This is a genomic window from Streptomyces justiciae (assembly GCF_015163075.1).
Taxonomy (GTDB): Bacteria; Actinomycetota; Actinomycetes; order Streptomycetales; family Streptomycetaceae; genus Streptomyces; species Streptomyces justiciae.
The window spans coordinates 245,311-258,391 of record NZ_JADDXU010000004.1 but is presented as its reverse complement, the minus strand read 5'-3'; the positions used below and the strand labels follow the sequence as shown (position 1 = coordinate 258,391).

The 13,081-nt window shown below is 74.0% G+C and carries 10 protein-coding genes; 6 read left to right on the top strand and 4 right to left on the bottom strand.

Features of this window, described 5'->3' with window-relative positions; genetic code table 11:
• Positions 1-23: 23 nt before the first annotated feature.
• On the bottom strand, positions 24-929 hold the full coding sequence (locus IQ210_RS13580; RefSeq protein ID WP_194079214.1) for a universal stress protein: 906 nt from the start codon (positions 927-929) through the stop codon (positions 24-26).
• A 185-nt stretch (positions 930-1,114) separates the two neighbouring features.
• On the opposite strand from IQ210_RS13580, the gene IQ210_RS13575 reads away from it, so the two are divergent.
• Positions 1,115-2,827: a SulP family inorganic anion transporter gene (locus IQ210_RS13575; protein ID WP_194079213.1), complete on the top strand. Its 1,713-nt coding sequence runs from the start codon at positions 1,115-1,117 to the stop codon at positions 2,825-2,827.
• Positions 2,828-2,834: 7 nt separating this feature from the next.
• On the opposite strand, the gene IQ210_RS13570 is transcribed toward IQ210_RS13575, so the two are convergent.
• Positions 2,835-3,758 carry a carbamate kinase gene (locus IQ210_RS13570; protein WP_194079212.1) on the bottom strand — a complete coding sequence of 308 codons (924 nt, stop codon included), beginning with the start codon at positions 3,756-3,758 and terminating at the stop codon, positions 2,835-2,837.
• A gap of 242 nt (positions 3,759-4,000) precedes the next feature.
• On the opposite strand from IQ210_RS13570, the gene IQ210_RS13565 reads away from it, so the two are divergent.
• The 3 genes from IQ210_RS13565 (at position 4,001) to IQ210_RS13555 (ending at position 5,981) form a co-directional block, all read left to right on the top strand.
• Positions 4,001-4,465 (top strand): cyclic nucleotide-binding domain-containing protein, encoded by a 465-nt coding sequence (locus IQ210_RS13565; protein WP_194079211.1) that lies wholly within the window; start codon positions 4,001-4,003, stop codon positions 4,463-4,465.
• Between the two features lie 37 nt (positions 4,466-4,502).
• Positions 4,503-5,165, top strand: coding sequence for a CBS domain-containing protein (locus tag IQ210_RS13560; protein ID WP_194079210.1), 663 nt, complete (start codon positions 4,503-4,505; stop codon positions 5,163-5,165).
• 111 nt (positions 5,166-5,276) lie between these two features.
• The gene (locus IQ210_RS13555; protein WP_194079209.1) at positions 5,277-5,981 is read left to right on the top strand and encodes a response regulator; all 705 of its coding nucleotides are present in this window, start codon (positions 5,277-5,279) and stop codon (positions 5,979-5,981) included.
• Between the two features lie 12 nt (positions 5,982-5,993).
• On the opposite strand, the gene IQ210_RS13550 is transcribed toward IQ210_RS13555, so the two are convergent.
• Together IQ210_RS13550 and IQ210_RS13545 are read right to left on the bottom strand one after the other, a co-directional pair.
• On the bottom strand, positions 5,994-8,654 hold the full coding sequence (locus IQ210_RS13550; protein ID WP_194079208.1) for a cation-translocating P-type ATPase: 2,661 nt from the start codon (positions 8,652-8,654) through the stop codon (positions 5,994-5,996).
• Positions 8,651-9,538 (bottom strand): universal stress protein, encoded by an 888-nt coding sequence (locus IQ210_RS13545; RefSeq protein ID WP_194079207.1) that lies wholly within the window; start codon positions 9,536-9,538, stop codon positions 8,651-8,653. Before IQ210_RS13545 ends, IQ210_RS13550 begins: the two co-directional genes overlap by 4 nt.
• A gap of 277 nt (positions 9,539-9,815) precedes the next feature.
• Here IQ210_RS13545 and IQ210_RS13540 point away from each other — a divergent pair, with 277 nt between their 5' ends.
• Together IQ210_RS13540 and IQ210_RS13535 are read left to right on the top strand one after the other, a co-directional pair.
• Positions 9,816-10,700, top strand: coding sequence for a universal stress protein (locus tag IQ210_RS13540; RefSeq protein WP_194079206.1), 885 nt, complete (start codon positions 9,816-9,818; stop codon positions 10,698-10,700).
• Between the two features lie 27 nt (positions 10,701-10,727).
• Positions 10,728-13,061, top strand: coding sequence for a heavy metal translocating P-type ATPase (locus IQ210_RS13535; protein ID WP_194079205.1), 2,334 nt, complete (start codon positions 10,728-10,730; stop codon positions 13,059-13,061).
• Positions 13,062-13,081: the final 20 nt, after the last annotated feature.

The window sequence follows — 13,081 nt, the reverse complement described above, 5'->3', positions numbered from 1 at the left end:
GGTCAACTCCTCTGTTGGTGCAGTCAGTTGTGGGCGACGACCGCGACGGGCGCGGCGGCGTGGTGCAGCACGGCGTGCGCGACGGGGCCGATGTGGGCGCCGAGCGGGCTGCGCCGGATGCGGCGGCCGACGACGACCAGGCAGGCGTCGCGGGCAGCGTCCACGAGCCGGTTGCCGGCGCTGCCGGACACCGATTGCTCGGTGACCTCGACGTCCGGGTACTTCTGCCGCCAGGGCTTGAGGGCCTCGGTGAGGGCCGCGGCCTGCTGCCGGGCGATCTCGTCGTGCAGGTACGGGTCGGCGGAGAGGCCGTAGACGTAGTACGGGGGCAGGTTCCAGCCGTACACGGCCCGCAGGCCAGCGCCCCGGCGGGCGGCCGTCTCGAAGGCGAAGCCGAGCACGGTGTCGTCGGAGCCGTGCGGGTCGAGGCCGAGGACGACGGGCTTGAACGGCGTGGCGGCCGACGGGATGCCGACCGGGTCAGCCTCGTGCTCGTCGGCGGCCTGCTCACCGGCGCGGACCAGGACGACGGGCCGTTCGGTGTGGGCGATGACGGAGAGGCCGACGGAGCCGACGACGAATCCGCCGAGCCCGCTCAGTCCACGCGAGCCGAGGACGAGCAGTTCGGCGTCGTCGGCCGCCTTGGTGAGGGCCTCGGCCGCGCCGCCGGTCAGCTGCTCCACGCCCACCTCGACGCCGGGGTGCCGCAGTCGCAGGCCCTCGGCGGCCTCGCGGGGAATCCGCTCGCTCCAGTGCGCGTGCGTCTCCGCACCGAGCAGCGGGGCCTGGGCCATGGGGTCCGGGACCGGCTCCCACACGTGGACGATCTTCAACGGCAGGCCGCGCAGCCTCGCCTCGCGAGCCGCCCATTCGGCAGCGGCCCGGCTCTCCGGGGAGCCGTCGAGACCTGCGACAACGGTGCGCACCATGGTTCTGCCTCCTGTAGGTGTCTGTCTTCAGCGTCGTCCAGGGTGACGGGGGCGCAGCAGGGGCCGCAGGTCCTCGCCAGGGGCCGACAGGCCCACCCGGGGGCGGTGTGGCCGAGGGACTGAACGGCCCTTTCCCGCAGGGCGTACCGTCGCTGAACCTGATGGCAGCCGGCGAAGGGAACCGCATGTCACACGGCTCGGGCAGACGCATCCCGGGGTGGCGCCGAGTCGCGCCCGGCCTCGCCTCGCTGTCCGGTTACCGCCGGGACTGGCTGCGCGGTGACCTGCTGGCCGGAGTCACGGTGGCGGCGTATCTCGTCCCGCAGGTGATGGCGTACGCCGGCGTGGCCGGGCTGGCGCCGGTCGCCGGGCTGTGGGCGATCCTGCCGGCGCTCGGTCTGTACGCGGTGCTGGGTTCCTCGCGGCTGCTGTCGGTGGGCCCGGAGTCGACGACGGCGCTGATGACGGCGACCGTGGTGGCGCCCCTGGCGGGAGCCGATCCCGACCGTTACGCCACGCTGGCCGCGACGCTCGCGGTGACGGTCGGCCTGCTGTGCCTGGCGGCCCGGCTGCTGCGCCTCGGTTTCGTCGCCGATCTGCTGTCCCGCCCGGTCCTCATCGGCTATCTGACCGGCGTGGCCCTGATCATGATCGTGGACCAGCTGCCGAAGCTCACGGGCGTCCACACCTCGGGAGAGGGCTTCTTCCCCCAACTATGGTCGTTCCTGGGCCACTTGAAGCAGCTCGAACCGGCAACCGCGATCTTCTCCGCCGTCGCGCTCGCGTTCCTGTTCACAGTGGCGCGACTGTTCCGCACGGTGCCCGGTCCGCTGCTCGCCGTGGTCCTCGGCACCGCGACCGTGGCCGTCTTCGACCTCGACGACACCTACGGCCTGAAGGTGATCGGCGAGGTCCCCTCGGGTCTGCCCACGGTCGCGGCCCCCGACCTCACCGAGCTGCCGCACCTGGTGCTGCCCGCCCTCGGTGTCCTGCTGGTCGCCTACACGGACTTCATCCTCACGGCCCGCGCCTTCGACCCCCGCGACGAGGGCGGCCGGGGGCTGGACGCCGACCAGGAGTTCCTGGCGCTGGGCGCGGTCAACCTCGGTTCCGGCTTTCTGCAGGGCTTCCCGGTCAGCAGCAGCGCCAGCCGTACCGCGCTCGCCTCCTCGGCGGGCGCCCGCAGCCCGGCGTACTCGCTGGTGGCGGGGGCGGCCGTGCTCTGCGTGCTGCTGTTCCTCAGCCCACTGCTGACCCGCACCCCGTCGGCGGTCCTCGGCGCGCTCGTCGCGTACGCGGCGGTCCGCATGATGGACCTGGCCGGCTTCGCGCGGCTCGCCTCCTTCCGGCGCCGCGAACTGCTGCTGGCGCTCGGCTGTCTGGCCGGTGTGCTCACGCTGGATCTGCTGTACGGCGTGCTGGTCGCCGTCGGCCTGTCCGTCGCCGAGCTGCTCAGCCGGGTGGCCCGGCCGCACGACGCCGTGGAGGGGCTGGTGCCTGGCGTGGCGGGCATGCACGACGTGGACGACTACCCCTCGGCCCGCACGATCCCCGGGCTGCTGGTGTACCGCTACGACTCCCCGCTGTTCTTCGCCAACGCGCAGGACTTCCACCGCCGCGCCCTGGACGCGGTCGACGGACAGACCACTCCCGTACGGTGGTTCGTCCTCAACACGGAGGCGAACGTCGAGGTCGACATCACCGCCCTGGACGCGGTCGACGACCTGCGGCGCGAACTCACGGCCCGCGGGATCGTGTTCGCGCTCGCCCGGGTGAAACAGGATCTGCTGGATGACCTGGAGGCGTACGGCCTCGTCGAGTCGGTGGGCCGGGAGCTGATCTTCCCGACCCTGCCGACGGCCGTGAGGGCCTACCGGGCCTGGTCGGCTGTGCGTTGAACTTCCGTCAGGAGCCGGGGAGATCCGGCCTCACCAGCGTCCCCGAACGGCCGTGCACGATCTCGTACGCCGCGTCCAGCGCCCCGATCGCGGCCAGTTGTCCGGTGCCCTCCACGAACCGGGCGGCCGCCTCCGCCTTGGGTCCCATCGAGTCCGGGGCATATCGCGCGGCGCGCAGTTCGGCGGGCGTGACGTCGAGCACCGGCCGCCGGTCCGGGGTGCCGTAGGCGTCGTACACGTTGGGCACGTCGGTCAGGATCAGCAGGAAGTCGGCCTTCACGTCCTCGGCGAGCCGGGCGGCGGCGAGGTCCTTGTCCACGACCGCCTCCACCCCGCGCAGCGCCCCGGTGGCCCAGTCGGAGACGACGGGCACGCCGCCGCCTCCCGCGCACACCACCACGGTCCCGGTCTCCAGCAGCACCCGGACCGTGTCGCACTCCAGTATCCGTTCGGGCTGCGGTGCGGGGAGCACCCGTCGCAGCCCGCCCCGGGTCCTGGTCATCGTCCAGCCGTGCTTGGCCGTCAGGAAGTCGGCGACCTTGTCCGGGTAGGTCGGCCCGACGGGTTCCGTGGGGCGTTCGAAGGCCGGGTCGTCGCCCCGCACCTGGGTGTGGGTGAGCAGGGAGACGACCCTTCGCCCGGGTAGCGCGTCCTTCAGACCGCGCACCAGCAGGGTGCCGATCAGACCCTGGGTCTGGGCGCCCAGCAGATCCACCGGGTAGGGCTCGACGAGCGACCGGTCCGCCACGCTCTCGGTGGCCAGCAGGCCGAGCTGGGGGGTGTTGCCGTGGGTGACGATCAGGTCGTGCTCATGGGCGAGGGCCGCGACCGCGGTGGCCACACGGACGACGTTCGCCCGCTGGACGTCCGCGTCGGGGCGGTCGCCGCGGCGCAGCAGGGCGTTGCCGCCGAGGGCGACGACGATACGCATGGCTGGACTCCTTGCGCTGGGGCCGGTGAGCTCGTCCCCAGCGAACGCCGTCCCGTGCCTCGTCCGCAGGGTGCTGAAGGGCATCAACGGACTGCCGGTGGGCCCTGGGACGGGGCCGGGTGGCCCATGGTCGGGCGCGTGCCCGGACGTCCACGCTGGTGGTGGTAGCTCCGTATGCCGCCGCGAGGCCCGTACGTCCTGTCCTCGGGTCCGTGCGGCACACGACCGTCTGGAGGCACGCCATGAACGCACCCGCCACCACGAGCATGCCGCGGGCGCTGCCTGCCGCGCACCGGGACCGCCTGATGGAGATCGCCCGCGAGGTCGCCTTCCCCGAGGGCGTCCGGCTCTTCGAGGAGGGCGCCCGCGCCGACCGGTTCTGGATCGTCCGGACCGGCACGGTCGACCTGGACATCCGGGTGCCCGGCCGACGGGCCGCGGTCATCGAGTCCCTCGGGCACAACGAACTCGTCGGCTGGTCCTGGCTCTTCCCGCCGCACGTCTGGCACCTGGGTGCCACCACGGCGTCGCCGCTGCGGGCCTACGAGTTCGACGCGACCGCCGTGCGTCAGCTGTGCCAGGACGACCCCGAGTTCGGCCGGACGATCGCCCGGTGGGTCGGCGAGGTCGTCGCCCACCGTCTGCAGGCGGCCCGCACCCGGCTGCTCGACCTGTACGGCCCCTACGGCAGCGGCGGATTGCGCTGACCGCACCCTCGTACCCACCTCGTACCAAGGAGTCACCGTGTCCGGCACCCCGCACATCGTCAGTGACGTCATGACCCGGGACGTGGCCTGCGTCGGCCGCGACGCCGCCTTCAAGGACATCGTGCGGGCCATGCAGGACCGCAAGGTCAGCGCGCTGCCCGTGGTGGACGGCGGCGGCCGGGTGGTCGGGGTGGTCTCCGAGGCGGATCTGCTGCCCAAGGAGGAGTTCCGCGACAGCGACCCCGACCGCTACACCCAGCTGCGCCGGCTGTCCGACCTGGCGAAGGCCGGTTCACTGACGGCCGGCGAGCTGATGACGGCCCCCGCCCTGACCACCGCGCCCGACGTGACGCTCGCACAGGCCGCGCGGACGATGGCGCGGGCCCGGGTCAAGCGGCTGCCGGTCGTCGACGCCGAGGGGCGGCCGGTCGGGATCGTCAGCAGGGCAGACCTGCTCAAGGTCTTCCTGCGCGACGACGAGGACATCGCGGAGGAGGTACGGCGCGAGGTCGTCGCCTACCTGTTCCCGACCCACGCGAACGCGGTGCGCGTGGAGGTCCACGACGGCGTCGTGCGGCTGGGCGGCCGGGTGCGGGACAAGTCCCTGGTCCCGGTGGCGGCCCGGCTGGTGCGTGCGGTGGAGGGGGTCGTGGACATCGAGTTCCGGCTCGACAACGGCGCGGAGCCGGACGTTCACTGATCCTGCGCATGACTGGGGCCGGTCGGCCCTGGTGCAGTCAGCCCCGACGGGTGACGATCGATGTCACGGGCACCCCGCAGCCCGTCACTCTCCCGGGAGCTGGGGGTCGACATGACCGAGGCACGCACCTTTTCGGCACAGGACCCGATCCGTGTCTTCCTGCTCGACGACCACGAGGTGGTCCGGCGCGGCGTGGCGGACATGCTGGACGCCGAGCCGGACATCTCCGTCGTCGGTGACGCCGCGAACGCCGAGCACGCCCTGGTCCGCGCCCCGGCCGGACGGCCGCACGTGGCCGTTCTCGACGTACGCCTGCCGGACGGCGACGGCATCACCGTCTGCCGTGAGCTGCGCAGCCGGATGCCGGAGCTGGCGGTGCTGATGCTGACGTCGTTCGACGACGAGGAGGCGCTGCTCGACGCGATCATGGCCGGCGCGTCCGGCTATGTCCTCAAGCAGATCAAGGGCTCCGACCTGGTGTCCGCCGTGCGGACCGTCGCCACCGGGCAGTCGATGCTGGACCCCGCGACCACGGCCCGCCTGATGCGCTCGCTGCGCACCGAGCCCGTCGAGGCCCCGGCGGAGGCGCCGGAGCTGGCGGGCCTGTCCCCGCGCGAGCGGGAGATCCTCGCGCTGATCGGCGACGGGCTGACCAACCGGGAGATCGGCAAGCGGTTGTATCTGTCGGAGAAGACCGTCAAGAACCACATCTCCCGGCTGCTGGCCAAGCTGGGCGTGCAGCGGCGGGTGCAGGCGGCGGTGCTCGCCACCCATCTGGAGCATCCGGAGGCGGCGGAGGACCACCCGACCCGCTGACCGGCCGCTCTGTCAGCCGCGCCCCACCAGCCGCCGTCCCGCCCGTGCCGCCAGCTCCACCGGCAGCACCGTCGCCGCTGTCCCCAGGCACAGGGCCCACTGCCCCGCGTCCAGCGGAACCGTGCCGAACACGGTGCGGGCCCATGCCACATGGACGGCGAGGACCTGGACGGCGAGCATGCCGGCCAGGCACAGCCACAGGGTGCGGTTGCGCAACTGGTGGCGGTCCAGCAGGGGGCCGTCGTCCGCGCGGGCGCACAGCGAGTTGAAGAGCTGGAACAGCACGAACGTGGTGAAGGCCATGGTCAGCGCGGTGTCCGTACCGACCCGGTCGCGGGCCACGGCGAGCAGCCCCACCGTGCCGAGGGCCATGACGGCGCCGGCCCGGGTGATGGCGGTGAGGCGCCGGGCGTCCAGGATGCGTTCCGCCGGGTCGCGCGGCGGCTGCCGCATCACGTCGTCGCGGGCCGGGTCGACGGCCAGGGCCATCGCGGGCGGCCCGTCCATGATGATGTTGATCCAGAGCAGCTGGGCCGCGGTCAACGGGGCGGGCAGACCCGCCAGCGAGGCGCCGAGCAGCGTGAGGATGGCGCCGATGTTGGTGGCGAGCTGGAAGCGGACGAACTTGACGATGTTGTCGTAGATGGCCCGCCCCTCGCGGATGGCCCGCACGATCGTCGAGAAGTCGTCGTCGGTGAGGACCACGTCGGCGGCCTCCTTGGCCACGTCCGTGCCCGTGCGCCCCATCGCGACGCCGATGTGCGCGGCCCGCAGCGCCGCCGCGTCGTTGACCCCGTCGCCGGTCATGGCGACGATGTGGCCGCGGCTGGTCAGGGCCCGCACGATCAGCACCTTGTGCTCCGGGGCGACCCGGGCGAAGACACCGATGCCGTCGACGCGCGCGGCGAGGTCGGCCTCCGTCATCCGGTCCAGTTCGGCCCCGGTCACGACCTCCCCGGCGATGTCCAGTTCGCGGGCGATGGCCGCGGCGGTGTCGGCGTGGTCGCCGGTGACCATCTTCACGGCGACCCCCGCCGAGCGGCATAGGGCCATCGCGTCCCCGGCCCGGGGGCGTGGCGGGTCGGCGATCCCGGCGACGGACACGAGGGTCAGCGGGGGCAGTGCCGTGGCGTCCGGCGGGCCTTCGGTGACCGCCGTGGCCGCGCCGAGCACCCGCAGGCCCGACCCGCCGAGCTCGGCGGTGACGGCCAGCACCTTCGCCCGCTGTGCGGCGTCCAGCGGGCGCACGCCGTCCTCGGTGCGGATCGCGGCGCAGCGCTCCAGCAGGACGTCCACCGCGCCCTTGACGTGGACGCGGGTGCGGCCGTCGGGGTCGGTGTGGAAGGTGGCCATGAACTTCGTGGCCGCGTCGAAGGGCAGTTCGGCGGTGCGGGGCAGCTCGGCCCGCAGCCCGTCGGCGTCCATGCCTGCCTTGGCGGCGAGGGCGACGAGGGCGGCCTCCGTGGGGTCGCCGACGTAGCCGTCGTCGGTGAGGCGGGCGTCGTTGCAGAGGGCGAACGGCAGGACCGCGTCGAGAAGCCGGCCGGCCGGGCCTTCGGCGCCACGGACGACGCCCTCGGTGCCGTACCCCTCGCCCGTGACCTCGTGCAGTCGGCCGGCCGTCCACAGGGCCCGCACGGTCATCTCGTTGAGCGTCAGCGTGCCGGTCTTGTCACTGCACACGACCGTCGCCGACCCCAGCGACTCCACGGAGGCGAGCCGTTTGACGATGGCCCCGCGGCGGGCCATCCGGTGGACGCCGAGGGCGAGGGTGAGGGCCAGGACGGCGGGCAGGCCCTCGGGGATCGCGGCGACCGCCAGGGCCACGGCGCGCAGCGCGATGTCGGCGAGGGACTCTCCCTCGGCCAGGGCGACGAGCGCGTAGACGGCGACCGCGATGCCGCTGACCAGCGCCAGTCGGCGCCCCAAGCTGTCCAGTTGGACCTGGAGGGGACTGGCCGGTTCGGGGCCGGTGCGCAACGCCTCGGCGATCGCGCCGAGTTGGGTGCGCATTCCGGTGGCTGTGACCAGCATCTCGGCGCGGCCCCGGGTGACGGCCGTGTTCATGAACAGCATGCCAGTGCGCTCCGCGAGGGGCACCGGGCCGGTCGCGGCGGTGCTCTTGGCGACCGGCTGGGACTCGCCGGTCAGGGCCGCCTCGGCGACCTCGACCGACTCGGCGACGATCAGCCGTCCGTCCGCCGGCACCCGGTCGCCCGCCTCCAGCAGGACCACGTCACCGGGGACGAGGGCCTCTGCCTCGACGAGGCGTTCCTCGCCGTCGCGGCGGACCCGGGCGGTGGGCACGAGCATCCGGCGCAGCGCCTCCAGGCTCCGCTCGGCGCGGCGTTCCTGGAGGTAGCCGAGGACGGCGTTGATCTGGAGGACGACGGTGATGACCAGGGCGTCCTTGATGTCCCCGATGGCTCCGGCGACGACGGCCGCGATCAGCAGGATGCCGATGAGCCAGTTGCGGAACTGGTCGAGGAACTTCAGCCACTCGGGCCGCCGGGCGGCTTCGGCCAGCCGGTTCGGACCGAAGGCGGCGGCGCGCTCGGTGACCTCGCGCGTGCTCAGTCCGGTCGCCGGATCCACGTCCAGGCGGGCGGCGGCTTCCCCGACGTCCAGTTGGTGGACCTCGGGGAGGGCCGGGACGGTCGAAGGGGCGCTCACGGCCGCTCCTCCCCCGTCCGGACGACGACGACCGGGCAGTCGGCGTGGTGGAGCACGGCCTGGCTGACCGAACCGAGGAGCAGCCCGGCGAATCCGCCGTGCCCCCGCGCACCGACCACGAGGAGCCCGGCCTCCGCGCTCGTCTCGACGAGACTGTGCCGGACACGGCCACGTACCAGCCTGCGGTGGACGGCGACGTCGGGGTACTTCTCCCGCAGTCCGCCCAGCGCCTCGGTGAGCACTCGCTGTTCCTCGTCGCGCAGCCGGTCCTCGTCGTACGTCACGAAGGGCGGGTCTGCGGGCCCGTCGTAGGCGCGCTCGGTGTGGGTGTTCCAGACGTGCAGCGCGATCAGGTCGACGCCGTGCAGGGAGGCCTGCGCGAAGGCGAACTCGACGGCGCCGCGGGACGCGGGGGAACCGTCGACGGCGAGGAGGACCGGGCCGACCGGGTGGGGCCGGCCGCGCACCACCAGCACGGGGCAGGCGGCGTGCGCGGCGAGATGACCCGCGGTGGAGCCGAGAAGGAGACTGCCGAAACGGCTCAGGCCCCGACTGCCGACCACGGCCAGCGACGCCGTCCGGGACTCGCTCTCCAGGACCATCACCGGTTCACCGACGACGACTTCACGCCGCACGTCGATACCGGGCACGGTCCTGCGGGCACACTGCTCGGCCTCGCTGAGCGTGCCGCCGACCAGTTCGCGCACACCGGCGTCGGCCAGGTCCCAGGGCGGCACGATCGGGGGTACGTGGGCCGCGGGCCATCCGAAGGCGTGCACCAGCCGGAGGCCCACGCCGCGCAGCGCGGCCTCGTGTGCCGCGACCGCCACAGCCGTCAGGCCGGACGGTGAACCGTCCACGCCCACCACGACAGGACCGTTCATCGTTCTCCCCTCCTCGGTGCTGTCCGGGTCTTCGTGCTCAGCGACGAGGGCATCGCCGCACGGCCGGGCGCCCGGGATGCGTGCCGCCGGGCGGTCCTCGCCTCGTGTCCGGCTTCCAGGCTGGTCCCACGCCACGGGCGGGCACAGGGCCGTCCGGGCCCCCGGAGCGCCCCATCCGGCCCTCGCCCGGCGGACGCCGCGCTCCGACGCTGAAAGCAGGGGAGCACGCGCGCGGCAGGGTCGACCGAGGGCCCCGCGCCGACACCGGAGGTGCGTCATGACCGGACCCGTCGTCGTAGGGCTGGACGGATCGCCCGCGAGCGTGACCGCCGCGTGGTGGGCCGCCCGCGAAGCCGTGGACCGGCGCCTGCCGCTGCTGCTGCTCCACTCCTGGACCACCCAGCCGCTGAACGTGCCCGTGCCCCAGGAGGCGCTCAGCAAGCAGCGCTACGGCGGTCAGGTGCTCCAGCGCATGGAGGCGGAGCTGCTGCACCGTCACGTCGGCCTCACGGTCACCACGGAGCTGGTGTCCGAGCCGGCCGCCCAAGCCCTTCTCGACCTCGGAGAGACGGCGTCCCTGCTGGTGCTGGGCTCCCGTGGACACGGCTCGGTGGCGAGTTTCCTGCTCGGCTCGATCAGCCTGCACGTGCTGGGGCTGGCCCGGTGCCCCACCGTGATCGTCCGCGCCGGTGATCCCGCCGTCCCCGAGGGGTGGCAGCCGCCGGCGGAGGCCCGGGGCGACATCGTCGTCGGCGTGCAGCACAACGGGCCGACCATCACCCCGCTGCTGGAGTTCGCCTTCACCACCGCGCAGCTGCACGGGGCACGGGTGCTCGCGGTACGGGCGCTGCCGGTGTCGACCCTGGTGACGCATCCGCAGACGCTGACCGAACCGGGGGACGAGGCCTGGCAGGCGGAGGAGCACGGTCGGCTCGCCGCCGAACTCGCGCCGTGGCGGGAGAAGTTCCCGGACGTGGAACTCGTGCAGCGGGTCGTCCGGGGCGTCCCGGCCCAGGTGCTGCTGTCCGCCTCCGCGTACAGCCGACTGACCGTGGTGGGCCGCCGTCGGCACCCGTCCCGCCTGACGTGGAAGCTCGGGCCCGTCGCCCACTCGGCCCTGCACCACATGCCGTGCCCGGTCGCCGTGGTGCCGCACGACTGAGCTCCGATGGATCCGGGGAGGGCCGTCATGGACCACACCCCTTGGCACGAGCGGCTGCTCCGGCTACGGGCGGCCCTGTCCCGCATGCCGACCGTCGAGGCGATGCTGCTCACCGACACGGCCGTGGCGCTGACGGCCGGCGGGATCTTCCGGCTCGCGGGGGCCGCCCGACTCGCCGACCTGTGCTGGGCGCTGGGCACGGTGGTCGCCGTCGTGCCGGCGGTGGGCTGGGTCCTGGAGGCGCTGCGGCGCGGCCGGGCGGGCGTGGACCTGATCGCGGTGCTGGCCCTGGGCGGCACGCTGGCGGTGGGCGAGTACCTGGCCGGTGCCCTGATCGCCCTGATGCTGGCCACGGGCCGCACCCTGGAGGCGGCGGCACGGCGGCGCGCCTCGCGCGATCTTCGCGCCCTGCTGGAGCACGTGCCCCGCACCGCCCGGCGCCGCACCGGTACCGACGTGCGGAGGGTGGATCTCGACGAAGTGGTCGTCGGTGATCTGCTGGTCGTCGGTCCCGGCGAGGTCGTCCCCGTGGACGGACGGGTGGTCGGCACCGCGGCCGAGCTCGACGAGTCGATGCTCACCGGCGAGCCGCTGACGGTGCGCCGGCCGCCGGGCGAGTCGGTGCGCAGCGGGGTCGTCAACGCGGGCGGCGCCTTCGAGCTGCGGGCCACGGCGACCGCCCAGGACAGCACCTACGCCGAGATCGTCCGGCTGGCCCGGCGCGCCGGGGCGGAGTCGGCGCCGGTGGTGCGGCTGGCCGACCGCTACGCGGCCTGGTTCCTGCCGCTGTCGGTGGCGGCGGCCGGACTGGCCTGGCTGGTGAGCGGGTCCGCGGTGCGGGCGGTGGCGGTGCTGGTGGTCGCCACGCCGTGTCCGCTGCTGCTGGCCGCTCCGGTGGCTGTGGTCTCCGGGTTGTCGCGGGCCTCACGGCTCGGCGTGGTGGTCCGGGACGGCGGTGCGCTGGAGAACCTCGGTCGCGCCCGCACGCTGCTCCTCGACAAGACCGGCACCGTCACCGTGGGCCGTCCACGCGTGCTCGACGTGGTGGCGGCGCCCGGCTGGCAGGCGTCCCAGGTGCTGCGCCTCGCGGCCTCGCTCGACCAGTACTCGCCGCACGTCCTCGCCCGCGCGGTCGTCGCCGCCGCCCGCGAACGGGGGCTGCGCCTCACGGTGCCGGCGGACATGTCGGAGGAACCGGGCCGCGGTGCCGTCGGCACGGTGGCAGGCCGCCGGATGGCCGTGGGCCGCCTGGACGGGACCGGCGACAAGCCCGGCTGGGCCCACGCGGCCGACAACCGGGCGCTCCTCGACGGGGCGACCGTCGTCTGGCTCACCGTCGACTCCCGCCCGGTCGGTGCCGTCCTGCTGCGCGACCCCCTCCGCCACGACGCGCCGCGCACCCTGCGCCGGCTGCGGGCCGCGGGCATCGGCCGGCTGGTGATGCTCACCGGTGACCGTGCCGAGCCCGCCCGCGAGGTCGGTGCCGTCCTCGGCCTCGACGGTGTGCGAGCCGGGCTCTCCCCGGCCGACAAGGTCGACGCGGTCCGGGCCGAACGCCGCCGCGCGGTCACCGTCATGGTCGGCGACGGCGCCAACGACGCCCCCGCCCTGGCCGCCGCGGACATCGGCGTGGCCATGGCGGCGTACGGCTCCACGGCGTCCTCCGAGGCCGCGGACATCGTGCTGACCACCGACCGCGTGGACCGGCTGGCCGACGCGGTCGCCATCGCCGTACGGTCGCGGCGCATCGCCGTGCAGAGCGCGCTCGGCGGCATGCTGCTGTCGCTCGCCGCGATGGCCGCCGCGGCGGCCGGACTGCTGGCCCCGGCCGTCGGCGCACTGCTCCAGGAGGGCATCGACGCCGCGGTCATCCTCAACGCCCTGCGCGCCCTGCGCGACGACAGGCCGGCCAGTCCGGCGCTCACCCCTTCCGCGGAGTCGCTCATCCACCGCTTCGCCGCCGAACACGACGATCTTCAGGACGTGTTGGAGGCCGTGCGCGCCGCCGCCGACCGTCTCTCCGACGCCCCGGGCCCGGAGTCCCTGGCCCCGGTCGCCGAGGTGCACCGGCTGTTGACGCAGCGGCTGCTGCCGCACGAGTACGCCGAGGAGCACCAGCTCTATCCCGCTCTCGCGCCGACGCTCGGTGGCCCCGAGGCCACGGCCCCGATGAGCCGTGCCCACGCCGAGATCGACCGCCTCGCCCGCCGCATCGCCACCCATCTGGCCCTGGCGGGTCCCGACGGCGCCCCCACTCCGGAACAACTGGACGACCTGCGGGCCTGCCTGTACGGGCTGCACACCGTCCTGCGCCTGCACTTCACACAGGAGGAGGAGAACTACTTCTCCCTCGCTCCCTGACCCTTTCCGCTCTCCCTCCC